Source organism: Kitasatospora sp. NPDC036934 (assembly GCF_055608425.1).
This window is the reverse complement of record NZ_JBVJQR010000001.1, coordinates 447,736-472,285: the sequence shown is the minus strand read 5'-3', so window position 1 is coordinate 472,285 and position 24,550 is coordinate 447,736. Positions and strand designations below refer to the sequence as shown.

The 24,550-nt window shown below is 74.1% G+C and carries 11 protein-coding genes and 1 pseudogene; 7 read left to right on the top strand and 5 right to left on the bottom strand.

What is annotated here, in order from left to right:
- Window positions 1–13: 13 nt before the first annotated feature.
- The 3 genes from ACZ7BZ_RS02125 to ACZ7BZ_RS02115 all read right to left on the bottom strand — a co-directional run bounded on the left by ACZ7BZ_RS02125 (window position 14) and on the right by ACZ7BZ_RS02115 (window position 16,314).
- Window positions 14–1,558 (bottom strand): condensation domain-containing protein, encoded by a 1,545-nt coding sequence (locus ACZ7BZ_RS02125; RefSeq protein ID WP_470356686.1) that lies wholly within the window; start codon window positions 1,556–1,558, stop codon window positions 14–16.
- Complete coding sequence (locus ACZ7BZ_RS02120; RefSeq protein WP_470356685.1) at window positions 1,555–14,832, bottom strand: MupA/Atu3671 family FMN-dependent luciferase-like monooxygenase; 13,278 nt, start codon at window positions 14,830–14,832, stop codon at window positions 1,555–1,557. The genes ACZ7BZ_RS02125 and ACZ7BZ_RS02120 overlap by 4 nt, the downstream gene beginning before the upstream one ends.
- Before the next feature lie 192 nt (window positions 14,833–15,024).
- Complete coding sequence (locus ACZ7BZ_RS02115) at window positions 15,025–16,314, bottom strand: MFS transporter (RefSeq protein ID WP_470356684.1); 1,290 nt, start codon at window positions 16,312–16,314, stop codon at window positions 15,025–15,027.
- Window positions 16,315–16,844: 530 nt separating this feature from the next.
- Here ACZ7BZ_RS02115 and ACZ7BZ_RS02110 point away from each other — a divergent pair.
- Window positions 16,845–17,606 carry an MBL fold metallo-hydrolase gene (locus ACZ7BZ_RS02110; RefSeq protein WP_470356683.1) on the top strand — a complete coding sequence of 254 codons (762 nt, stop codon included), beginning with the start codon at window positions 16,845–16,847 and terminating at the stop codon, window positions 17,604–17,606.
- A 165-nt stretch (window positions 17,607–17,771) separates the two neighbouring features.
- Here the strand turns inward: ACZ7BZ_RS02110 and ACZ7BZ_RS02105 are convergent, their stop codons facing one another.
- The gene (locus ACZ7BZ_RS02105; protein ID WP_470356682.1) at window positions 17,772–19,031 is read right to left on the bottom strand and encodes a DUF4190 domain-containing protein; all 1,260 of its coding nucleotides are present in this window, start codon (window positions 19,029–19,031) and stop codon (window positions 17,772–17,774) included.
- A gap of 619 nt (window positions 19,032–19,650) precedes the next feature.
- Here ACZ7BZ_RS02105 and ACZ7BZ_RS02100 point away from each other — a divergent pair.
- Both ACZ7BZ_RS02100 and ACZ7BZ_RS02095 read left to right on the top strand, forming a co-directional pair.
- Entirely contained in the window at window positions 19,651–20,094 is a 444-nt protein-coding gene (locus tag ACZ7BZ_RS02100; protein WP_470356681.1) for a hypothetical protein, read from the top strand.
- 347 nt (window positions 20,095–20,441) lie between these two features.
- On the top strand, window positions 20,442–20,951 hold the full coding sequence (locus tag ACZ7BZ_RS02095; protein ID WP_470356680.1) for an SUKH-4 family immunity protein: 510 nt from the start codon (window positions 20,442–20,444) through the stop codon (window positions 20,949–20,951).
- Between the two features lie 24 nt (window positions 20,952–20,975).
- Here the strand turns inward: ACZ7BZ_RS02095 and ACZ7BZ_RS02090 are convergent.
- Window positions 20,976–21,392: pseudogene (locus tag ACZ7BZ_RS02090) on the bottom strand (transposase); the annotation flags it as partial.
- Between the two features lie 299 nt (window positions 21,393–21,691).
- On the opposite strand from ACZ7BZ_RS02090, the gene ACZ7BZ_RS02085 reads away from it, so the two are divergent.
- The 4 genes from ACZ7BZ_RS02085 (at window position 21,692) to ACZ7BZ_RS02070 (ending at window position 23,916) form a co-directional block, all read left to right on the top strand.
- Window positions 21,692–22,912, top strand: coding sequence for a helix-turn-helix domain-containing protein (locus ACZ7BZ_RS02085; RefSeq protein WP_470356679.1), 1,221 nt, complete (start codon window positions 21,692–21,694; stop codon window positions 22,910–22,912).
- A gap of 94 nt (window positions 22,913–23,006) precedes the next feature.
- The gene (locus ACZ7BZ_RS02080; protein ID WP_470356678.1) at window positions 23,007–23,330 is read left to right on the top strand and encodes a DUF7848 domain-containing protein; all 324 of its coding nucleotides are present in this window, start codon (window positions 23,007–23,009) and stop codon (window positions 23,328–23,330) included.
- On the top strand, window positions 23,327–23,587 hold the full coding sequence (locus tag ACZ7BZ_RS02075) for a hypothetical protein (RefSeq protein WP_470356677.1): 261 nt from the start codon (window positions 23,327–23,329) through the stop codon (window positions 23,585–23,587). Before ACZ7BZ_RS02080 ends, ACZ7BZ_RS02075 begins: the two co-directional genes overlap by 4 nt.
- Window positions 23,584–23,916 (top strand): hypothetical protein, encoded by a 333-nt coding sequence (locus ACZ7BZ_RS02070; RefSeq protein ID WP_470356676.1) that lies wholly within the window; start codon window positions 23,584–23,586, stop codon window positions 23,914–23,916. Before ACZ7BZ_RS02075 ends, ACZ7BZ_RS02070 begins: the two co-directional genes overlap by 4 nt.
- Window positions 23,917–24,550 lie beyond the last annotated feature (634 nt).

The window sequence follows — 24,550 nt, the reverse complement described above, 5'->3', positions numbered from 1 at the left end:
GGACCCCGGGCGGTCAGTCCGTCAGGTCCCGGGCCAGCCCCGCCACCAGGGTCTCCAGCCAGGAGCGCACCGTCCCGGGGTCGAAGAGGTCGGCGTCGTACTCGGCCAGGCCCGCGTAGCCGTCCCGGTCCGGGGCGAGCAGCAGGAGCAGGTCGGAGCGGTTGGACGGGCCCGGTACGTCCTCGATCTCGGCGGTGAGGCCGGGGAGGTCGAGGGCGATGGTCGGGGTGCTCTGCACGGTGAGCAGGACCTGCGGGTACGAGTCCGGCAGCTGCACGCCGCGCTCGCGCAGCTCCTCGACCAGCTGGCCGAAGGGCACCGTGGCGTGGTCGAGGGCGGTGGCGATCGCCTGCGCGGCCGCGTCCACCAGCGCCCCGAACCCGCCCGGGCGGCGGGTGGGCAGCCGGATCGGCAGGCCGAACGTGAGCAGGCCGACGACCTGCTCGTCGACCGGCCGGGTGCGGTTGGCGTGCGAGAGCACCACCACGGTCTCCGCCGCCCCGGTCAGCTCCCCCAGTAGCCGGGCGTAGCCGGCGAGGAAGACGGCCGAGGCGGTGGTGGAGCGCCCGGCGGCGTAGCGGCGTACCGCCTCGGCCAGGGCCGCCGGGACGCGCAGGTCGACGGTGCCGCCGCGCCCGGAGCGCTGCTCGGGGCGCGGGCGGGCGGTGGGCAGGTCGACGGTCAGCGGGGCGCCGCCCAGGGTCTCGGTCCAGTGGTCGAGGGCCTCGGCGACGGCGGCCGGGGTGACCACCGTCCGCTCCCAGCAGGCGTGGTCGGTCATCCGACCCGGGTCCGGCAGCGGCTTGCCGTCGGCGCGGTAGAGAGCGCCCAGGTCGGCCAGCAGGGTGGCCAGCGACCAGCCGTCGACGACGATGTGGTGGAGCGTCAGCAGCAGCGTCCATACGTCGTCGGCCGAACGCAGCAGCCGGGCGCGCAGCAGCCGGGCCCCGGCCAGGTCGAAGGCCGTCGCGCCCTCCGCGCGGGTGGCCTCGGCGACGGCCGCGTCCCGGGCGGCGGGGGCGAGCGCCCGCAGGTCGTCGACCGGCAGTGCCACCGGGGTGTTCGGCAGCACCTGCTGGAGCAGGCCCAGGTCGGTGTCCCGGTAGCGGGTCCGCAGGCTCTCGTGGCGGTCGGTCAGCGCTGTCAGCGCGGCGGCCAGCCGCTCGGGGTCCAGCGGCCCGCGCAGGGTGACGCGCTGGCTGATGTTCCACACCGCCGGGTCCGCGGAGCGGCCGTGCGTCCGGTACAGGCGGCGTTGGGCCAGCCCGGCCGGCGCAGCGGCGAGCGCCGTGCCGGAGTCGGTCAGGACGGCCAGCAGCCGCTCCCGGTGTGCCCGGACCAGCCCGGCCACCTCCTCGTCCAGCGCGCCGGGCGGGGCCAGGTAGCCGAGCCGGTCGCCGGTGGTGCGCAGCACGATGTCGCGTTGGCCGAGCAGCCTGACCAGCCGGTCCCAGTCCGTCCCGGAGGCGGACGAGCCGGTCGACGGGGTGACGGACGAGCCGGTCGACGGGGTAGCGGGCGAGGGGGTGGACGGGGCGACGGGTGCGGCGGCGGTCACAGGGTGCCCTCCTCGTAGGCGGGGGCCGGGCGGTGCTCGGTCGCCGGGCGGTGGGCGGCCATCGCCCGGATGGTGGGGCGGCGGAAGAAGTCCAGCACGCCGATCCGCAGCCCGGTCGCCTCGCGGACCCGGTTCAGCAGGCGGGTGGCGGCCAGCGAGTGGCCGCCGAGGTCGAAGAAGGAGGTCTCCACGCCCGCCGGGCCGCCGAGTTCCTCCTCCCACAGCCGCTGCACGGTGCGCTCCAGCTCGGTGGCCGGGGCGACGGCGGCCAGGCCGGCGCCCAGCGGCCGCGGTTCCGGCAGGGCGTCGGCGTCGAGCTTGCCGTTCACGGTGAACGGCAGCGCCGGGACGGCGGCCCAGAGCCCCGGCACCATGTGCTCGGGCAGCAGGTCGGCCAGACGGTCGCGGACCCGGGGCAGGTCGGCGGCCGCGCACTGCACGTACCCGGCCAGCGTGGTGCCCGCCTGGGTGCGGCGCGCCGTCACCGCCGCGCCGCGCACCCCGGGCACGGTCCGCAGCACCGTCTCGACCTCGCCCGGTTCGACCCGGTAGCCCCGCACCTTGACCTGGCGGTCGGCCCGGCCCAGGTACTCCAGGGTGCCGTCCGGCCGCCACCGGCCGAGGTCGCCGGTGCGGTAGCGGCGGCCCTCCGGGGTGTCGGTGAACACGGCGGCGGTCTCCTCCGGCCGATCGTGGTAGCCGAGCCCGACCTGGACGCCGAGCACATGGATCTCACCGACCGCGCCGACCGGGGTCGGGCGCCCGGCGGTGTCCAGCAGCACGATCCGGTTGCCCGGCGCCGGGCGGCCGATCGCCGCGTGGTCCGGTCCGCCCGGGTCGACCTCGCCGGCCGTGACCCCGTGGGTCTCGGTGGGGCCGTAGTGGTTCACCAGTCGGCAGCCGGGGTTGCCGGCCAGGAAGGCCCGCAGCGCCGGGGTGAGCAGCAACTGCTCGCCGCCCTGGATGAGTTCGCGCAGGTGGGGCACCGGTTGGTCGCCGAGTGCCTCGACCAGCGCGGCCAGCGGGGTGTACGGCAGGTGCAGCCGCTCGGCCCGGGTGGCGCGGACCACGGCGGCCAGCGCGGTGATGTCGTAGCGGGTCTCCTCCTCGATCAGCAGCAGGGTGCCGCCGCCGGACAGGGTGGTCAGCACCTCCTGGACGCTGACGTCGAACCCGCAGGAGGCGTACTGGAGGGTGCGGGCGGCCGGGTGGCCGGCGACGTTCCAGGCCAGGAAGGAGGCCAGGCCGAGGGTGTGCATCAGCACCCCCTTGGGCCGGCCGGTGGAGCCGGAGGTGTACAGCAGGTAGGCGCCGGACTGCGCCGAGGGGACGGGCAGCGGCGGCAGTTCGACGGCCTCGGCGCCCGCCCCGGCACCGGTGTGGACGGTCGGCAGGGTGATGCCCATCAGGTCGGCGCCCGGGGCGGTGAGCAGCACGGTCGGTGCGGCGTCCGCGGCGATCAGCCGGCAGCGCTCCGCGCCCTGCACCGGGTCGATCGGCACCAGGACGGCGCCCAGCCGCAGCACCGCCAGCAGCGCGGCCACCTGGTCCACCGAGCGCGGCAGCAGTACGCCCACCCGGCTGCCCTCGCGCACCCCGGCGGCCAGCAGTCGGCGGGCGAGTTCCTCGGCCCGGGCGGCCACCGTCCGGTAGTCGGTCGAGGTGCCGTCGGGCGCGACCACGGCGACGGCGTCCGGCTGGGCGGCCGCCGTGGCGGCCACCCTGGCCAGCGGGTGCGCGGGCGCCGGCTCCGCCTCGGGCCCGCACTCCAGGGCGGGGTCGGCCGGGGCGGCGGTCAGCTCGGCGAGCGGTCGGGCGGGGTCGGCGACGGCGGCGGCGAGCAGCCGCTCGAAGGCGTCGAACAGCCGGTCCACCGTGGCCCGGTCGAACAGGGTCTCGGCGTACTCGACCTGGCAGCGGATGCCGTCCGGCAGGTTGGTGAGGAACAGCGACAGGTCGAAGGCGGAGCGGTCGACCACGTGGTCCAGCGGACGGGCCGTCACCCCGGGCAGGTCCAGCTCGAAGACCGCGTGGTTCTCGAACTCGACCAGTACCTGGAAGAGCGGGTTGCGGCTGGTGTCCCGCTGCGGGTTCAGCTCCTGCACCAGGACCTCGAAGGGCAGTTGCTGGTGCTCGTAGGCGTCCAGCGCGGTGGAGCGGACCCGGTCCAGCGCCTCGGCGAAGTCCGGCTCCCCGGAGAGGTCCAGTCGCAGCGCCAGGGTGTTGACGAAGAAGCCGACGAGGTCCTCCGTGCCCTCCGCCCGGTTGGCCAGCGGGGTGCCCAGCACCACCTCGTCCTGGCCGCCGTAGCGCTGGAGCACCCCGGCGAAGGCGGTGAGCAGCACCATGAACAGGGTCGAGCGCCGACGGCGGGCCAAGTCCCTTACGCCTGCCGAGAGTTCGGCGGGAAGGTGGCGGACGTGGGCGCGGCCGCGGCCGTCCGGCACCGCGGGGCGGGGCCGGTCGGTGGGCAGGGCCAGCACCGGCAGGCCGCCGCCGAGCACCTTGCGCCAGTACCCGAGGCTTTCCTCGTACGCCCCGGCGGCCACCGCGGCCCGCTCCCGGGCGGCCTCCGCGGCCGGGGTGGTGGTGAGCGCCGGCAGCCGGTGCGGCCGCTGCTCCCGGGCGGCCCGGTAGAGCTCCCCCAGCTCCCGGGTGATCACCACGGTGGACAGGGTGTCGATCACGATGTGGTGCATCGAGAGCACCAGGACGTGCCGTTCTGGCCCGGTCTCCAGCAGCCGGGCGCGGAACAGCGGGCCCTCGGCCAGGTCGAAGCGGTGGACGCCCTCGGCGGCCACCAGCGCGGCCACCGCCCCCGGTGCCGAGCCGTCAGCGGCGCCCGCCGCACCGGCCTCGCCCACCGCCTCCACCGCGCTCACCGGGATCCGCTCCAGCAGCGGGCCCTCCGGCGCCGGGATCACCTGCTGGAACGGTTCGCCGTCCTGCTCCCGGAACACGGTGCGCAGCCCGACGTGCCGTTCCACCAGCGCGCGCAGCGCGGCGTCCAGTGCCTCCCGGTCCAGCGGGCCGTCCAGTTCGACGGCCTTGACCTCGTTGTACTGCGCGGCGTCGGGCAGCATCCGGTGCAGGAACCACATCCGCTGCTGGGCGTAGGACAGCGGGGCGCCGCGACCGGTGGCGCGGCGTAGCGCGTCCAGCTGCGGCAGTCCGGCGGCCACCAGGTCGGGGGCGAGACCGAAGTCGACGAAGCAGGCGATCTCGTCCGCGCCGGCCGCCCGTAGCTCGGCGAGCACCGACCGCACGCTCTCCGGGGTGCCGATCAGGGCGCGCGAGGCGCAGTAGCGCTCGTAGGCGCGCTCCAGCACGAACTCCAGGTCCTCCTCGCGGGTGTTCTCGAAGTCCAGGGTCAGGCCGAGGCTGTTGGCCATCTGCCCGAACAGCGAGAGCGAGGAGCGCAGGTAGTGGCAGAACGGGCGGTAGGCCTGGGCGCGGGCGGTGTCGAGGTCGGTGCCCAGGTAGGTGTGGACCAGCACGACCACCCGGCCGGCCTCCGGGTCCAGGCCGTGTTCGGCCCGGGTGCGCCGGTAGAGGGCGACGTTCTCGGCGAGCTGGGCCACGTCCTGGGTCATCAGGTTGGTGATGACCCCGAGGTCGTGCCGGGCGGCCTCGCGGAAGCTGTCCGGGTTGCCGACGATCGCGGTGAACATCGGCGGCTGTTCCTGCAGCGGGCGCGGGTGCAGGGTCACCTCGATCGGCTCCCCGTTGCCGTTGCGGCCGCGGTAGGGCTCGCCGCGCCAGAGCGCCCGCACCGTGTCGATCTGGCGGTGCATCAGTTCCTTGTGGCCGCCGTAGTTCTCCGGGAAGAACAGGAAGTCGTTGGGGTGCCAGCCACTGGCGCAGCCCAGGCCGACCCGGCCGCCGGAGAGGTTGTCGACCACCGACCACTCCTCGGCCACCCGGACGGGGTGGTGCAGCGGCAGCACCGCGCAGCCGGCGTTGAGCCGGATCCTGCTGGTCTCCCGGGCCAACGCGGCGGCCAGCACCGAGGGGTTGGGGAAGATCCCGCCGAAGGAGTGGAAGTGGCGCTCCGGCAGCCAGACGGCGTGGAAGTCGTGCCGGTCGGCGAACCGGGCGCTGTCCAGGACGATGCGGTACTTCTCGTCCTCCGGGGAGTCCAGGGGGTAGTCGCCGAAGAAGTAGAGGCTGAAGTCCACCGGGCGCTGGGGATCGCGGACCGGCTGGTACGAGGTGGAGACGGGCCCGGTGCCGGTGTCGCCGTCCGTCACGAGTTCGGGCAACGCGGCCACCGCCGGGCGCGGGGCCGGGAGCCGTACCCCGGGCGAGGCCGGGAAGAAGCCGCCGCGCCGCAGGCCGCGCAGGGAGTCCCGGACGGCGTCGGCCACGAACTCCAGGTCGCCGTCGGTGTGCGCGGTGGAGAGGAAGAAGTTGCGCCACTCCCAGACGTAGACCCCGCGGGTCAGCAGCTCCGGGAAGAACAGCTCCACGTCGGCCCTCGGCTCGAACCGGAACAGCGAGCCGAAGTGGGCCAGCCGCAGCGGGAACTCCTCCTCCTCGAAGAACCCGTTGAGGGTCGCGGCCAGTTCGTCGGTGCGGGCGTTCAGCCGCTCCTGGAGGCCGGGGCCGGCCTCCTTGAGGTGGCGCAGCACGGCGCCGGCCGCGGTCATCGCCAGCGGGTGCTGGATGTAGGTGCCGCCGAAGAAGGTGGTGTCCTGGGGCGGGTAGCTGTCGTCCCCGTAGTCCCAGTGGCCGCCGTCGATGCCGTCCAGGAGGTCGGCGCGCCCGGCGATCGCGCCGATCGGGTAGCCACCGCCGAGCACCTTGCCGTAGGTGGAGAGGTCCGGGGTCACGCCCCAGAAGCCCTCGGCGCCGTGCAGGTGGGGGCGGAAGCCGGTGAGCATCTGGTCGAAGAGCAGCACGATGCCGCGGCGGGCGGTCAGTTCGCGCAGCGCGCGGACGAACTCGACGGGCTGGCGTCCCGGGTGGCGGCTCTGCACCGGCTCGACCAGGACGGCGGCGATCCGGTCGCCGAGTTCCTCGATGACCTGGAGGCTCTGCGGATCGCCGTACTTCAGCACCACCAGGTCGGCGACCGCGCTGCCGGGGATGCCGCTCGACACCGGGACGGTCTCCCGGTCGGCGCCGTGGCCCACCGTCCGGCCCAGGGTGTGGTCGAAGTGGCCGTGGTAGGAGCCCTCGAACATGACGATCTTGTCCCGGCCGGTGAAGGCGCGGGCCAGCCGGATCGCCCCGGCGTTCGCCTCGGTGCCGGAGTTGGCGAAGGCGACCCGCTCGGTGCCGGTCAGCTCGGCCAGCAGCTCGGCGGCCTCGCCGGTCTCCGGGCCGCGCGGGCCCAGTCGCAGCCCGCCGGCCAAGTGCTCGCGGACGGCCTCGGAGACGAACTCCGGGTCGTGGCCGAAGAGCAGCACGCCGAAGCCCATGGTGATGTCGACGTAGGTGTTGCCGTCGAGGTCCTCCAGCCGGGAGCCCCGGGCCCGGCGGGCCGCCAGCGGGTAGAGCATCTCCTTGGTCGAGGAGCGGAAGCCCACCACGGCGCGGCTGTCCGCGAGGGTGCGCCGGTGGCGGCGGGTGACCGCCTTGGAGGCGGCGGTGCGGGCCGTGAAACGGGCGACCAGTTCGTCCACGTGGGCGCGCTGGCGCTCGGTCAGGCCGCCGGCGGCCATGCCGGACTCGCGGGAGAGGGTCACCCGGGGGCCGTGCACCTGCGGGGCCGATGGTGCGGGGGCCGCCGGGGTGGCGGGCTCGGGGACGGGGACGGGGACGGCCGGGACGACCCCGAGGGCCGGGGCGGCGGACGGCGGCAGGGCGACGGGGGCCGCCGCCGGGACGGGCGCGGCCGGCACCGTACCGGTCCCGGCCAGCAGGCCGAGCTGGTCGCGCATCAGGTCGGAGAACTGGCCGAGCAGCGCGAGCTGGCGCTCGATCAGGCCGGTGCCGTCCGTCACCGGGGCGGGCGCGGCCGGCAGCGGAGGCACCACCGGGGCGGGCGTTGAAGCCACGGGGAGGACGGACGCGGCGGGGAGGACGGGCGCGGCTGCTTGCGGTGCCGGTGCGGCGACGACCGGGGCCGGGGCCGCGACCGGAGCCGGGACGGGCGCAGCCGCCTCGGCCGGGGTCGACTCCGGCTCAGCCGTCGGCAGCAGCGCGTCCCGGACGGCGGGCTCCAGCCGACCGGCGATCAGCCCCGCGAGCCGGGCCGGGGTGTCCGACTCCTCGAAGAGTTCGCGCATCGAGATCCGCACCCGGAAGGCGCGCTCCAGGTCCCGGATCATGTTGATCATCCCGAGCGAGTCGGCGCCCAGGTCGAAGAAGGGGTCGTCCGGGCCGACCGCCCCCTCGTCGTGGCCCAGCTGCCGGGCCGTCTGTTCCAGCACCCGGCGCAGCACTGCCTCCTGGGCGAGCTGCTCGGGGCTCGCGGCTGGAGCCTGGGCGGCGGGTGCGCTCTGCTGGGACGGCGGTGCCTGGTGCATGGCGGGGTCCTCGGTGGTCGGCCCGTCGGGGGCGGTGAACCAGTGGCGGCGGCGTTGGAAGACGGTGGTCGGCAGCGGCACCCGGCGGGCCGGGCCGTCCGGCCAGTCCCGGGCGGCGGCGAAGCGCGCCCAGTCGATCGGGACGCCGTGGGACCACAGCGCGGCGGCCGCGGCGTCGAACCGCGACTCCTGGGGCGCGCCGCGCCGGGCGGCGGCCACGAAGTGGCGGTACGGCAGCTCCCGGCGGCCCATGCCGGTGAGCGTCGAGTGCGGGCCGAGCTCCAGGAACAGCTCGTGGCCCTGCTCGTCCAGGGCGGCCAGCACCAGGTCGAAGCGCGCGGTCTCCCTGGTCTGCCGGACGAAGTAGTCGGGCGCGGGCACGGTGCCGGGGGCCAGCACCTCGCCGCCCAGGTTGCTCACCAGCGGTACGGTCAGCGGCCGCAGGCGCAGCCGGGCGAGCTGTTCGCGGAGCGGATCGAGCACCGGGTCGAGCAACCGGGAGTGGAACGCCCGGTCGGTGGCGAGGCGTTCGGTGGGCACGCCCTCGGCGGCCAGGACGGTCTCCGCCGCCGCGATCGCCTCCGGCGGGCCGGCCAGCACGCACTGGCCGGCGCCGTTGACCACGGCCGGCTCCACCCCGGGCAGCCGGTCGGCGAGTGCGGCGAGCCGCTGCGGGCCTACCATCACCGCCGTCATGGCGCCGGGCGCGGTCGCCCGCTGCATCAGCCGACCGCGCAGCGCGGTGAGGAACATCCCGTCGGCGAGGTCGAGCGCGCCCGCGGCGTGGAAGGCCGCGTACTCACCGGCGCTGTGTCCGGCGACCGCGGCCGGACGGAGCCCGAGCTCCTGCCAGAGCCGCAGCTGGGCCGCCTGCAGGGCGAACAGCGCGGGCTGGGCCGCCTCGGTGGTCCAGGCGTCGTCGGCGCCCTGGGGCACCGGGTCGAGCAGCAGCGGCAGCAGCGGTTCGTCCCAGGCCTCGCGGTGCAGCTGGTCGCACTCCTCCAGGACGGCCCGGAAGACCGGGAAGGCGCGGTGGAGTTCGGCGGCCATGCCCCGGTGCTGGGCGCCCTGGCCGGTGAAGAGCAGCACCGGCTGGACGTCGGTCCGCCGGGCCTCCCGGCGGACCGGTACGGCTCCGGTGGTGCGGCCCGCCAGGTGGGCCTCCAGGCCTCGGCGCAACTCGTCGGGGCCGGTGCCGGTGACGGCGAGGCGGTGGCGCAGTGCGCGGCGCCCGCCGCCCAGGGTGAGCGGCAGGTCGCCGGGGGCGGGCGCGGGCCCGGTGGCGAGGCGGTCGCGGAGCAGGGTGACCAGGGCGGTCAAGCCCTCCTCGGTGCGGGCGGACAGCGGCAGCACGGTCGGCGCCTGCCGGGGGCCGTCGGCGCCGCCGGGTAGGGCCGGGGCGGGCGCCTGCTCCAGCACCAGGTGGACGTTGGTGCCGCCGACGCCCAGCGCGCTGACCCCGGCCCGGCGCGGGGTGGGACCGGCCGGCCAGTCGCGGCGCTCGGCGGAAAGCCGGAACGGGCTGCCGGCCAGCTCCAGCGCGGGATTGGGACGGCTGAAGTTGACCAGCGGCGGGATGGTGCCGTGCCGCAGCACCAGCAGGGCCTTGATCAGCCCGGCCATTCCGGCGCAGGTGTCCAGGTGGCCGATGTTGGGCTTCACCGAGCCGAGCGAGCAGAAGCCGGAGGCCTGGGTGCGGGCGCGGAAGGCCTGGGCCAGCGCCCGGAACTCGATCGGGTCGCCCAGCGGGGTGCCGGTGCCGTGCGCCTCGAGGTAGCCGACGCTCTCGGCCGGCACCCCGGCCAGGTCGAGGGCCCGGCCGACCACCGCCGCCTGCCCGTCCACGCTGGGCGCGGTGTAGCCGACCTTCCGCCCGCCGTCGTTGTTGACGGCCGAGGCCAGGACCACGCCGTGCACGGTGTCGCCGTCCGCCAGCGCCCGGTCCAGGCGCTTGAGCAGCACGGCCGCCACGCCGTTGCCGCCGACCGTGCCGCCGGCCGCCGCGTCGAAGGCCCGGCAGACGCCGTCGGGGGCGAGGATCGACCCCTCTTCGTAGCGGTAGCCGGCGGCCTGCGGGATGTGCAGGGCGGCGGCCCCGGCCAGGGCCAGGTCGCAGTCACCGGCCAGCAGCGACTGCGCCGCGAGGTGCACCGCGACCAGCGAGGTGGAGCAGGCGGTCTGCACCCCGATCGCGGGGCCGGTCAGGCCCAGCCGGTAGGCGACCCGGGTGGCGGCGAAGTCGGCCTGGTTGCCGATCGCGGTCTGCAACGCGGGCACCGGCTCGGCCGGGTCGGCGGTGGCGGCCAGGGTGTGCTGGTAGTAGGTGCGCAGCGCGTACAGGGTCATTCCGGTGCCGGCGAAGACCCCGACCCGGCGCTGGGGGTCGGGCGCGGCGTAGCCGCCGTCCTCCAGGGCCTGGCGGCAGATCTCCAGCAGCAGGCGCTGCTGGGGGTCCATCAGCGCGGCCTCGGTGCCGCTGATGCCGAAGGCCTCGGCGTCGAACCGGTCGGTGTCGGGGAGTGCACCGGTGACCGGGACGTAGTCGGGGTGCCGGTACTCCTCCGGGCGCAGGCCCGCCGCCGCCAGCTCTTCCTCGGTGAACCGGGTGGTGCTGGTGACCCCGTCGACGATGTTGCGCCAGTACTGCTCGGGGGTGTCGGCGCCGGGGAAGCGCAGGGCCAGGCCGACGATGGCCACCCGGCGGTCGGCGCCCTCGGGGCCGCCGGGCGCGGTGGCGGTGGTCGGGGCGGTCGGGGCAGTGGGTGCGGTCGGGGCGGCGGGTGCCTCGGACAGGTGGGCGATCAAGGCGTCCACGGTGGGGTGCCGGAACAGTTCGGTGGGCGCAGGAGGTGTCGGCAGGGCTGCGCTCAGTGCACCGTGCACCCGCATCAACTGCAGTGACCCGATGCCGAGTTCGACCAGCGGACGGGCCGGGTCGAGCGGGGCGTCGAGGACGGCCTCGAAGGCGTCCAGGACGGTCCGGCGCAGCTCGGTGGCGGCGGGCGCGGGTGCGGCGGACGCAGGTGCGGTGGGTTCGACGGGCGTCGCGATCGCCCGGCCCTCGGCCGCCTCGGGGACCGGCCTGGGTGCGGTGGCCAGCAGGTGGCGGCGCGCGGCGGGAGCGGTCGGCTCGGGCCCTGCGTACCAGCGGCCCGGGGGGCCGGCCAGTAGCAGGGTCGCCAGTCGCCGCCCGTGCGCGGCGCTCAGTACGGCGATGCCCCGGGCGGCGGAGGCCTGTTCGTGGTCGGTGGCGCGGTTCATGCCGACCCGGCTCCACAGGCCCCAGGAGATCGTCCAGGCCGTGGTGCCGGTCTCCCGGTGCAGCCGCTCGACCGCGCTCTCCAGGTAGCGGTTGGCGGCGGCGTAGGCGGTGGAGCCGACGGCCTCCTGGAAACCGACCATCGAGGAGAAGCCGACGAACTGGGCGCCGGGCCGCTGCCGGACCAGCTCGATCAGGTGGTCCGTGCCGGTCGTCTTGGCGCGCACCGCCTCGCGCCAGCCGTCCGGGTCGGTGCCGGAGAGCAGGGCGATCCGGTAGGAGCCGGCCAGGTGGAGCACGCCGTCCAGCGGGGCCTGCCAGTCCCGTTCGGCCTCGGCGACCACCGCGGCCAGCTGCTCGCGGTCCGTCACGTCGGCGCGGCGGTAGTCGACCCGGCCGCCGTAGCCCGCGAGCCGGTGCAGTGCCGCGCGGCGTTCGGCCGCCTCGGCGGTCGGCGCGTCCAGGTCGGTGCGGCCGATCAGCAGCAGCCGGGCGCCGTGGTCGCGCAGCAGGCCGGGCAGCATCTCGGCGGCGATCCCGCCGAGGCCTCCGGTGACCAGGTAGCGGGCGCCGGGCGAGAGCAGCGAGCAGCCCTGGGCCTCGATGACGGGTTCGGCCACTCCGAGCCGGGGCACCCACGGGCGGCCTTCGCGCCAGGCGCACTCGGGCTCCGGCCGGGGCTCGGCCAGCAGGGCGAGCAGGGCGGCGGCCTGCTCGGCGGGCGGCAGGCCGGTCGGCAGGTCGAGGTGCCTGGCCACCGGGACCAGTTGCTCGGCTCGGGCTCCGGCGGTCAGCGCTGCCGTCAACGCGGCTGCTGGGTCGGGGAGTTCGCCGGGGAGTACGGCGTGCAGTCCGGCGCTGACGGTGACCAGCTCGCCGGACGGCGGACGGTCGGCGAGGGCCCGCAGCAGGGCGAGCAGTGCTTCGTCCGGCGGTACGGCCTCATCGGGCCGGGCCGCTGCCCCGTCGGCCGCGCCCCTGTCCACCGCGCCCCACAGGTGCAGCACCCGTCCGGGGCGCTCCTCGCCGAGTGCTTGCAGCCACTGCTGGGGATCAGCGGCCGGCGGCCGGTCCACCACCACGGCCCCCGGCAGGGCGGTGCGCAGCGCCTCGACCAGGGTGCCGGGTCCGGCCGGGCCGAGCAGCAGCGTCGGCCCGGCCGGGCCCCCGTCGGTCGGGGAGGCCAGGGAGGTCGAGGCGGTCGGGGCGGTCGGGGCGGTCGGGGCCGCGGGGGCCTCCGGCGCCGGGCGGGGTTCCCAGACGATCCGGCGCACGCAGTCCGGCAGGGTCCGGGAGTTGGCCTCGGCCAGGTCGAGCGCCACGATGTGCTCGTCGAGTTCGCCGTCGAGCAGGCGCCCGCGCAGCGCGGTGCGCTGGATCTTGCCGCTGGTGGTGCGCGGGAACTCGGCCGCCGGCACCGGCAGCACCAGGGCGGGGGCGGGCTGCCGGCGGGCGGCCAGCAGACGGCGGACCTCGGCGGCCACCGGGGGTGCGGGGGCCGCCGGGTCGCTCGGCACGTAAGCGATCACCAGTTGCTCGGTGCCGGTGCGTTCGTCCGGGACCCCGAACGCGGCGACGTACCCGGACCGTACCCCCGCGACCGAGGCGACCACGTCCTCCAGCTCGTGGCAGAAGTGGTGCACCCCGTTGACGATGATGATCTCCTTTCGACGGCCGGTGAGCACCACCTCCCCGTCTGCCAGGAAGGCGAGGTCCCCGGTGTCGAACCAGCCGTCGCCGACGAAGGCTTCGCGGTCGGCGGTCGGGTTGTTCAGATAACCGGGCGTCACCCGGCCGGAGTTGACCTGGAGCCGGCCCACCCGGTGCTCGGGCAGCGCCCGGCCGTCCTCGCCGGCCACCCGGATCCGGGTGCCGGGCGCGGGCCGCCCCATGCTGAGGAAGGCGGTGCCGCGCTCCGGGGAGTCCGGGGCGGCGGGCGCCAGCCGACCGCTCAGCGAGTCGGTGCGCACCAGGCGGCGGGCGCCGTCCTCGTGGTAGCGCTTGTAGGTGATGACGGTGCAGGTCTCGGCCATGCCCCAGCCCAGCAGCACATGGTCGGCCCGGACGCCGAACGGCCCGGTGGCGGCCAGGAACTCGTCCAGCACCGCCTCGGTGCACTGCTCCCCCGCGTTGATCAGGGACTTGACCGAGGAGAGGTCCCAGTGCCGGTCGGGGCCGGCCGCCCGCACCGCCTCGGCGACCAGCCGGTAACCGAAGTTGGGCGACCAGGAGTGCGCGCCCCGGTAGCGCTCCAACGTGTCCAGCCAGACCAGTGGGTCGGCGAGCACCAGCTCGGTGGGCACCTGCACCTGGTCGGCGGCCAGCGCCACGTCCCGCAGGTGGAACATCAGCAGCCCGGCCACGTGGTCAAGCGGCAGCCAGTTGACGGTGACGTCCTCGGGGGTGCTGCCCTGGGCGACCGCGCCGGCCACGTACTCCAGGATGCCGCGGTGGGTGATCTGCACGGCCTTGGAGCGGCCGGTGCTGCCGGAGGAGAGCTGGAGGATCGCGACATCACCCGGGTCGGGGGCGTGCTCGGCGCCGGCGGGGGCTGTCTCGGCACCGGCACTGACGGGCGGTGCGCCGTCGTCGGCGGGCCGGTCGACCGCGATGACCCGCAGGCCGGGCGCCGGGTAGAGCTCGCCGAGCCCCGCCAGACCCGCCACCGCCGGACCGGCGGCGAGCACCGGCGGCTCCTCCAGGGTCTGCCAGGCGTGCCAGAGCTTCTCCAGGACGGGGTCGGGCTGGTCGTACGCCGGTGGGCGGGCCACCGTGACCGGTTGCACCCCGCCCAGAAGGCAGGCCCACAGGGCGGTGAAGTAGTCCTCCGGCTCCGGCACTTGGAGGATCACCCGGTCCCCCGCCCGCAGCCCGGCGGCGGTCAGCAGGGCGAGGGTCCGCCGGGCCCGCTCCAGCAGTCGGCGGTAGGTCAGCCTGGTCGCCCCGCCGCCGGCCCGGACCAGGTGCAGGCCGCGCTCGGGGTGCTGCGCGGCGGCGCGCAGCAGTGCCTCGGGCAGCGTCCGGGGCGCGTCCGGAGCCGGCTCGGGCAGCGGGACGCCGACCGCCTCGGTCCCGACGTCCTCGGCGACTTCCCCCTCGGGGGCGGCGTCCTCGGGGGCGGCGTCCTCGGGAGCGGCCGTCGCGCTGTCCGGGACGGGGCCGGCGGCCGTCCCGGGATCGCCGAACGGCCGCCAGTGCGCGGTGAGTTCACTCAGGTGGCGCAGGGCGGGACCGGGCTCGGCCGGCGGCCGGGCCGCGGCGGCGGCTAGGGCGACGCGGTCGGGCTCGCCCTCCGGGGTGCGGACGATGCCGTCCAAGAGGTGCACCTCGGCGCCCGGGTCGGCATCCCACAGGGCCGCGGTGGCCCGGCGGCGCAGTGCGGCCGGGCCGGTGTCGACGGCGGGCACCAGGTAGGCCAGCAGGCCGGGGCGGCCGTCGGCGCGCTCGACCGGCAGCAGTGCGCAGTCGGCGACCTCGGGACGCAGCAGCAGCCGGGCCTCCAGGGCACGCAGCCGGGCGCGGTCGGAACCGGTGGGGCTCATCAGCGACGGCACCTTTCGGATCGGTGCGGGGCGTGCGCGGGTACGGCGGCCCCGGGGTGCGGAGGGTGGGCGGATCGGGGTGACCTGCCGCCTTGTGGGCGTCGGCGGATCCGGTGGCGCGGTACTTGCGGGTGCGGTGCGGGGCTGCGCGGTACGGCACGCAGGGCTGCGCGGTCGAGCGGGCCGGGCGTTTCAGCGATTGCCGGACCCGGCCTTCCGGGACCAGGTGACGTGGGCCAGGAAGCCCAGCGCCAGCACGATCGGGACGGCGTGCGAGACGCCGACCACGGTCAGCGGGCTGAGCAGCGCCAGCAGCGATCCGCTCAGCAGCATCCCGGTGCCCATGCCGACGTTCTCGGCGGAGGCGAGCAACCCGAAGGCCTGACCGCGCCGTTCATCGGCGAGGGCCTGGATCCGGGTGGTGTACGAGATCTCGGTGAAGCCGTCGCCGAGCCCCGCGCCGATCGCCACCAGCAGGAACAGCGGGGTCGGCAGCCCGGTGAAGACCAGGATGAAGCAGCCGGACATCAGGCAGGTGCCCAGCGCGAAGGCCCGCTCGCCCGGTTCGATGCCCCGGCGCAGCAGGAGCCGGGACACCAGTTGCTGGGCGGCGAGGTTGCCGACCGCCCAGGTGGCCCAGAACATGCCCAGCAGCGCAGCCGGGTTGCCGGGGTCGTGCTGGTCGGCGAAGACCGGCAGGCCGATGTTGTGCGCGGCCGAGCCGAAGGCGTCCAGCAGCCGGATCGCCGCCATCGCACCCACCACGGGGGCGGCGCGGAGCACGGCCAGGGCCTGCCACCGACTGCCGAATCGTTTCGTCTTTCCGACGGCCTCAGCGGCACCCGGGTCAGCGGCACCCGTGGGCTCCTCGACCGCCTCGGGCCGGGTGCGCAGCGGCAGCCGGGCCACCACGAGGGCGAACACCACGAAGCTGGCCGCGTCGATGAGCAGCGCCGCCCGGAACCCGGCCCAGGCGACCACCACACCGGCGGAGGCGAAGCCGAGCACCATGGCGGCCGAACGGCAGCTCGCCATCAGGCTGTTGGCGCGGGCCCGGCGCTCGGAGCCGACCATCTCCGGGATGCTGGTGCGCAGCGCGACGGCGCACACCGCGGCCGCGCCGCCGAACACCAGCGCCAGCGGGTAGAGCACCGGGATCCGCGCGGAGACCGGGGCGAGGGCCACCACGACCAGAGCCACCGCCTGGGCCAGTGCGCAGCCCGTCATCAGCCGTCGCCGGTCGGTCCGGGCCACCAGCCGCCCGGCGAGCAGCCCGCCGGCGAAACCACCGGTCAGCCGCAGGATCAGGTACCCGGCCGTGCCGAGCGCGTTGCCCGCCGCCTCGTACGCGAACAGGCTGAGCGCCACCAGGTCGAGCTGGCTCCCGTAGCTGGACAGGGCGTCACCCAGGGCCAGCCGGTAGAACACCCGGGGCAGCTTCTCGGTGGTCTGGTGCGGTACTTGCTGTGCAGTGTCCGGCACCGGTCCCCCAGGAACGCCGCTTCGGTCGGTTCAGTGTCACATTGCACGGCAATGTAGGGATCCACCCGGCGACAGATCAAGAGCTTGATCGTCCACTGTCCGAAAGACCGTGCCTTCGGCCGATCCGGAACCATCGTTCCGGCCAGGCTGGCGAGTTGGTGCCGGTCCACCCCGCTCCCGGGGCCGTCGGCCCCGGGCCGCGGACACGATGTGCCTCGAAGCCGCTCTCCGGGTCGCGGAAGACGGGGCGATCGCTCTTGCGCATGACGACGGCCGCACCGGACGCGGCAGCGGCCGGCGCGCCGATCAGGTCGTCACCGTGCCGCGGCTCGGCCGCGCTTCCGCCTTGCTCGACCACCGTGCTCCTCGATCGACAGATACCTCGCTACCCCCGGTGCAGGGCTTCCCCTCATGGAAGATTTGATCTTCTATGAGGGGACTTGCGAATGCACCCGACCCGATGGAGGGGTTCCATGCGTTTGATCTCAAGTGGCCCGCACCATGCCACGTTCGAATTCGGCGACCTACAGGTGACCTCGCTGCGAGACGGGTACATCGACATGCCGCCGACCCGGCTGCGCGACGAGGACGGATGCGCGCTCGATGAGCTGCCGGCCACCGTCCCACTGGTCGGCGACAACCTGCGACTGTCGGTCAACGCCTTCTTCGTCACCGACGGCACGTGCTCGGTCCTCATCGACACCGGCGCGTCCGACAACTGGCACGAACCCACCATGGGGCTGATCTACCACGCGCTCGACGAAGCCGGTATCGACCGCGCGCACATCACCGACGTGGCCATCACCCACGACCACCAGGACCACGTGAGCGGCCTGATCGCGCCGGACGGCTCGGAGGCGTTCGCCCGACTCGAGCGCGTCTGGATCGGCGCGGGCGACACCTCGGTGTTCACCGGGCGGCTCGAACCGATCCGCGACCGGGTCGTACCCGTCTCGGAGCAGGTCGCGGTCAACGCCTGGACCACCGCGGTCCCGACCCCGGGCCACACCCCCGGTCACACCGTCTACGACGTCCGGAGCGGCACCGGTCACCTGCTCGTCTGGGGCGACACCGTTCACGTTCCCACGCTCCAGTTCGAGCGGCCGAAGGTGTCCTGGGAGTTCGACGGCGACCAGCCCCGGGCCCGCGCCGCGCGAGCGGCCCTGCTCGAACAGCTCAGCCGGCCGGACCACTTCGTCGCCGGCGCGCACCTCGACTCACCCGGCATCGCCCGCGTGACCCCCTCCGGCGACGGCTACGCGCTGGAGTACCTCGCACCACCGATCGGCTGATCGAGCGCGGTCGGCTCCGGACCGACCGCGCTCGCGAACTCCGGCGGGCGGTGGGCGCCACCGTGCCAGTGACGCCCACCGCGCCGGACGTCGCCTCCGCACCCTCGATCGGACGTCAGGGGACGTCGCCGTGGAGGCGGTCCGAACCGGCCTGCCGGGTCCGGATCAGCTGGGGGAGCCGGTCCAGATGACGTTCTTGCGCTCCAGTCCGCTGCCGTAGTTGAACTCGACGGAGAACCGGTCGGCCGCGCCGTTCGGCAGGGCGTACGCGGTCACGCCGACGGCCTCCCGGCCCGGCCCGAGCGAGCCGCCGAGGAGCTTCTGCCGGGAGCTCCCGTCGATCAGCGAGGTGACGAGGGCACCGTTCGCGTCCCAGACGAAGGGCAGCCCGGATCCGTAGAGCGAGACGTCCTTGGAACCGGTGTTGACGACGGTGATCTTCACCTGGATGATCTTGGCGTTCTTGGGCGCCTCGAACACGGTCTCGTTCGGGACGTACGGCTCCGGCGGGGCCATGGTGACCTTCAGTCCGTCCCCGTACGTGTAGGACTGGCCGAACTCCAGGCGCCGGGCCTTCTCGTCGGCGGCCTTCGCCTGCTGCTCCTCCTCGATCTTCTTCTTCGCGGCGTCGAGCCGTTCCTTCGCCTTCGCCAGCCGTTCCGCCGACGCGCGCTCCTCCTCGTCGGCCCGGATCTGGGCGGCCCTCGACGCCGCCTTGCGGTCCTCGTTCGCCGCGTGCACCCCCAGCGCGAAGAACGCCCCGGTGCCCGCCGAGACGAGCAGGCCCACGACGCCCAGGATGACGCCCGCGAGCGCCATTCCCCGGTTGGTCGCCTGGCCCTTGCGCGCGTAACCCAGGCCGATGATGCCGAAGATCAGGGCGAGCAGGGCCGGCAGCCAGGACAGCCAGAAGAACACCAGGACCAGGCCGAGGGCGACCCCGACGATCCCGAGCACCATCGCCGCGGTGCCCAGGCCGTTGCGGGGCTGCGGCGCGGCCACCGGGTACTGCGGCCAGTACGGCGCACCCGGGTACCCGCCGGGGCCGCCGGCCGGGGCAGCGAACGGCGAAGGGGCGCCGGCGGCCGGGTCGCCCGCCGGCGGCGCGAACGGCGTGGTGGCTCCGACGGCGGCGGGCGCGGGGGCCGGGGCGGGCGCGAGTACCTCGCCCTGCGCCGGGGCCAGCGGCGGCAACTCCGGCTCGGCACCGGCATCGGCATCGGCATCGGCATCGGCCGGAGCGTCAGCGGGAGCAGGGGACTTGGCAAGCGAGACGGCGTCAGCGGGCGCAGGCTCCACGGCGGGGCCCGGGGCCTCGCCCTGCTCCGGAGCCTCGCTCTGCCCCGGGGCCGGCGGCGTCCTCGGCTCGGCGCCGGCGGGCGCCTCCCCGGGCTGCGGGCTGTCGGGCGGGACAGGAACGGTCATACGGGATCCTTCGGGAACGTCGGGATGGTGAGCGGCTTTCCGCCCCGGGCCGAGGTCCCTCCGTGGTTCCCCCCGCACCGACGGCCCGACCTCCGCGAGACGCGCACCGGTCCGGGCCGGACCCGGGCGTCGGCATCCCGGGACGGGAGCGCGGCAGGGTCGGCGACTGATCAACATACAGGTGTCCGATAACGGTTCCGTCACCGCGGTGGCCGCCACGACCCGGGACCGGCCGACGTCCTTCGCCCGCGGAGCGGTCCGGGGAGCGGTCCGGGAAACTCCGGGGAACGGTCCGGGGAAATTCGCTTGCCGTCGGCCCCTGCAGTGGATGCAATGTCCCGCGTGAACGCACAGGCGAGCCCGCCGCGCCGGTCGGCGGTCCGGGAACCGGCCCGCCCCGACCGATTCCGCCTCCTGCACACCGGCTGACGGACTCACCGACTGCTGGAGAGCCCACCCCACGAAGCCTGACGGATCGTTTTCGGTCAGGTGTACCGATCATCCGATCAGGATCTATCGATGAACTGATCACCACCGCTAGGGTGCGGCGCATTCCCGCAGTTACGCCCGCCCGCGCCGCCCCGGCGGCGCGGAGCCGACCGATCGGACCGGTGTCGTCGTGACCAGAACCTTCCGCCAGCTGATGACCCGCATGGGACGGGCCGCCGCCACGGTCGCCGTGCTCGCGGCCGCCCTCACCGGCACGGCGGCGGCCGGCACCGCCTCCGCCACCGGCGGCTGGAGCTGCTCCGGGGCGCCCGTCCCGAGCGGCTACGTCATCACCATGTACAACCCCGGCGGCTGCAACAACCACGGCGCATGGTTCCAGCGGCCCGCCCAGAACCGGCTGTGGACCTGCTCCGGCTCCCCGATCGTCTCCGGCTACGTGCTGACGGACTACGACGTCAAGGGCTGCAGCGGCGTCGGCGCCTGGTTCCACGAGCAGGTCCGCAACGGCATCTGGACCTGCCCGTACTCGCCGATCCCGGCCGGCTACCGCAGCACCAGCTACGACGCCCGCGGCTGCGCCGGCCTCGGCGCCTGGCTCACCATCAAGGCCTGAACCACCCCGGTGGGGGGCTGACCGGTCAGCCCCCCGTTGGTCGGCCGGGGCTCTCTTGTGCCCGCAGACGGCTGCCTGTGGCTTCGGGCTCAGCCGGCCCCGGACCGGCCAACAGCGGCAAGAGGGGTGATGAGTGGTGGTTCTTACCTATTTTTTTTGAACGCATAGAAAAACTAAGAAAAACAGAAACAGGACCACTCTCGCCACCTCGCCACCGGGACTCGGCAAGGTCCGTTCTTCACTACTGAAGTTGATTGGGTGATGTCGGGAAGAGTCACCCGACAGGGTTGCTCGCCCCGTAGGTCTGCGGGTGTTGGCGGCACAGTCCTTCGGGAGAAGATCTCCCCGTGAGTCAGCCCCTGCCGCCGTTGCCGAAGTCCGAGTTCGTCTTGATCCGCGTGGAGGCTCCGCCTGAGGCACCCGCTCAGATCGCTGTCGCTCTCGGTGAGACTGGCATCCCCGCCGGGTTGATCGGATACGAGTACCGGCCGCTGAGTGAGCCGGTGTTCCTCGGGGAGATCGGAGAGCGGGGGCTGGTCGCCATCGCGACGAGTGGCTTGTTCGGACGCATCGCCATCGACGTTGCCACTGGTCACGTGGTGCAGGTTCCCACGATCGAGTCAGTCAGCACCTGGCACGCCAACAGCGATCTCGGTTCCTTCAACCAGTGCGTGGCCGCGGTGATCGAGCGCTTCCCGTTCTACGCGGCCGGCGACGAGGACAGGCATGAGGAGGTGGCGGAAGAGCTTCGCGATCTCATCTCCAGCATCGACGAGACCGCTCTCGCGGACACCGGGTTCTGGGAGACGTTCTGCGACGACGTGGCGATCGGGGACTATACGGACTGGGACGCGTGAGTCGGCAGCGAACACGGCTGCGGGTCAGCCGTCCGTGATCAGGTCCGTGCCGGCCAGGCACCCGTCGACCAGGTCCGGGCGGTACTGGATCTGTTTGAGCCCGCGCTTGACGGCGCGGGTGACCTGGCCGAGGTCGGCCGCGGCGAGGTTGCCGATGTCTCGCTTGGCCAACGACCAGATACCCTCCTGCGGATTCAAGTCAGGTGAGTGACTCGGCAGCTGGAAAACTGTCAGCCAGTCGGCGTGGTCGGCGATGAACTGGCGCATCGGTTCGACCAGGTGCATGCGCAGGATGCCCCACACGAGCACGATCGGGCCGCCGAGCTGGACGCACGCCCTGACCAGCAGGTCGCGCACGTCGCGCCAGCCGATCCCCTTTGGCTCGCCTTTGCGGCCCCGGTACTCCCGGACCGAGTAGAACATCCGCCACCGCCCTCCCGGGCTTGAAGCATCGCAGCAAAGTACCGCACTTATCCCAACTTGCTGGCTATATAAGCGACTTGGGACTGTCGCCGAGTGCGCAAGTGGCTGTTGCCCCGCCGGGGTCCGCAGACGACTCCGATATCTGGGACTGACCGGTCCCACCTTCCGCGAACGCCCCCGTCCCTTCCTCCCTCATCGAGTGGTTGGGGCGGGGGCCTTCTTGCGTTCCCGCTTGCTGCCCTGCCGTCACTCGCCCCTTCCCGCGTGCCCGGTTCGAGCCGGTGTTAGCCCGGCAGCGCTGGTCCTACTCTTACCCCATGGCTATGGCTGTCGATCCGGCGCTGTCTGTTGGTCAGCGCATCAAGCTCTTCAGGGAGCGCGCGGGCAAGTCCCGTGCCGTGCTGGCCGGGCTGGTAGGCCGCTCAGAGGGATGGTTGAAGGCAGTTGAGAACGGTCGCCTCCTGCCGCCGAGACTGCCCATGCTCGTCAAGATCGCAGAACACTTGGGCATCGAAGACCTGTCGGCCCTGACGGGGGACGTGTCGATGCCCCGAGCATTGTTCTCCGGGGCGGAGCATCCGGCGCTGTCGGTGGTCCGGCGGGCCGTTGACTCGGCGCCGCTGGGCCTGGCGGATGGCCCGGTCCCGAGCGTCAATCACGTTGCGGCCCAGGTGGCTGCGGCTTGGCAAGCTCGGGACTCCCGGGGCGACCACCGTACGGCTCTTGGGGACCTGCTCCCGGCGCTGGTATCGGCTGCCTCGGCCGCCGCATCGCACCCTGACTGCCCGGATCGTCGGCGCGCTGAGGTGCTGTACGCCTCGGCTCTGAATCTTGTCCAGATGTTCGCCGCCTACCAGGGGGATGGAAACCTGGTCTGGCGCGTGGCTGAGCGCTCCTTGGCGACCGCCCGAGCGTCCGGTGATGCCGTCGCCGTTGCGCAGGCTTGTTGGTTCCTGGTGGAGGCGTTCCGGAAGTCCGGGCAATGGGACAGCGCCCAGACGCTCACGGAGGAGGCTCTGCGGCTGCTGGGACCGGCCCGGGGTGATTCTCCGTCGCTTGCTGCGGCATGGGCAGACATGGCGTTCCACGCGGCCATTACGCACGCTCGCGCGGGAGAGTCGGGCGAGGCTTGGGGCTGGTTCGATCGAGCCGAGGAGGTCGCCAGGACCCTGCCGGCTGACTTCTGGCACTCGCCGACCTCCGCATCTGCACGGGTAGTCCCGGTGCACGCTGTGACAGTCGCTGTCGAGCTGCGACAGGTCGGTGCCGCCTTGCGCTGGGCTGACCGGCTGGCACCGGCAGAACTTCCTGCACGGCCGAGGCGGGCACGGCACTTGATCGAGGTCGCACGGGCATACGCCCTGCGGGGCGAACCGGATTGGGTGGCGTCGCTGCTCACCGACGCAGTGGAGGCAGCGCCCGACACCGCCCGGTGGAACCACGAAACCCATGACTTGGTAAGGGGCCTGCTGGACGGCCCGCCGTCTGTTCGACCCGCCGCCCGTGAGCTTGCAACCGCCACCGGGCTTGCCGCCTGACTGATAGTTAGGGGCACGAACTGTGCCTCTCGGCCGCCTTGAGTGCCCGTACCGTCCATGTGACGTGACGGGCATTCAGCGTTTTGGAGGCCGAATGAGCAGCATGCCGACCAGGGAACTCCCGTCGGTGCTGACGCACACGGACTGCCAGGAGACGAACCGGATCGTTACTCGGTTCGGGGGTTGGAAGTTGCGCCCGGATGACCCTCGGATCGCTCCGGCCTGGTACGTCCTGTCCTGCGTGTCCGAGGACGAGGACGGCACCATGTGCGGCGAGACGTCCCGGCCGAGTGCCGACGTGGCGGCCGTGGCGGAGTGGGCGCGTACTCACACGTGGCTCAACCAGGACCACCGGTCGTACAGCCTGGACGCTGCCTCGGTCCCGATGGTGCTGGTGCCCGAGGAGGAACCGGCGTGAGCCGCAAGACTCTTGCCGCCTGCGCCGTGGCCGTGGCGGTCATTCTCGGGCCTGCCGCTCTGGTGGTCGCCCTCGCCAAGCTCGCCCCGCACGCCGCGCGTCGGTGGGTGCGGTGGTTCTTCGCCCTGGCGGTCGCCATGCTCGGCATCGTCTACGGCGGTGACTGGGAGACGTGGTTCCGACACCGGAGACGTGCCGCCAGGCGGTCCCGGTTGCGGGTCACTGTTCGTCACATCCACCCCGGAGAACCTCCGTGACCCTCGCTGCCGAGGCGTTGCCCACGCTGGCCGAGATCGGCGCGGGACGGCTGCCGGAGCCGCCCGAGACCCACGACGGGAACCCGTGGGCGGCCGGGGACTGCTGGCTCTACCGCGGGCGCACCTCGGTCCGCGCGCTCTGGCTCGGCCCGGTCACCGCAGCCGGCGGAGTCACGGCCGGGCTGCTCGCCTGCGCCGACTGCATATCGACCTTGCACGGCAAGGCAGTTGCCGCGATGGCCAAACGGGACAAGTCGGCGACCGGGCGCACCCACCGCGCTCGGCACGCCCGGCCCCGGTCGAGATGGGGCACCAGGGTTCGGCAGTAGCCCGACCGCTCGACTCCCGGCGTTGCCTGCGTTGCACCGGGCTGCACAACCCCCGCCCCGGTGACGGGACTTGGACGGCTCGGACGACCGGGGCGGGGCACAGACGGATCACGGTATGGAGCGGAGATGCGCGAGTGCCCCGAGGGCGCCGGACACGAGGTCGAGACGACCACGGAACCGGGTGCCTTGTTGAGCGGTCCGGGCGGGCCGGTCTGGCGGTGCCTGACGTGCGGCCGGTGGGGCGGTGTCATGACCGCCGAGTGGGCCGCGCTGTTCCCGGGTGAACCGGTGCTGTTCCCCCTCGGGTGGACGCGCCCCGGCGAGTCGGCCCCGCTCCGCAAGGCACGTCCCCTCGGGCGCGGGTAGCCGCGCCCCCATGAACTCCCGTTCCGGCGGGCGGGGAAGGGTCGACACCCCCGCCGGGACGGGCCCCAACTCCCGCTCCCGGCACTTCAACCCCCATGCACGGCGCGGGGCACGGCCACTCCGGCCAGCTCGGCCCTGGACAGGGCGACTCGGTCGGGGTGGGATTGGCAACTCGGCTTCACGGCCGAGGTGTTGAACTTCGACGTTCGCAGAAAACGGAGGTACAGCACAGATGACGCAGACGCCCGCACCGTGGGGGCACCCAGCG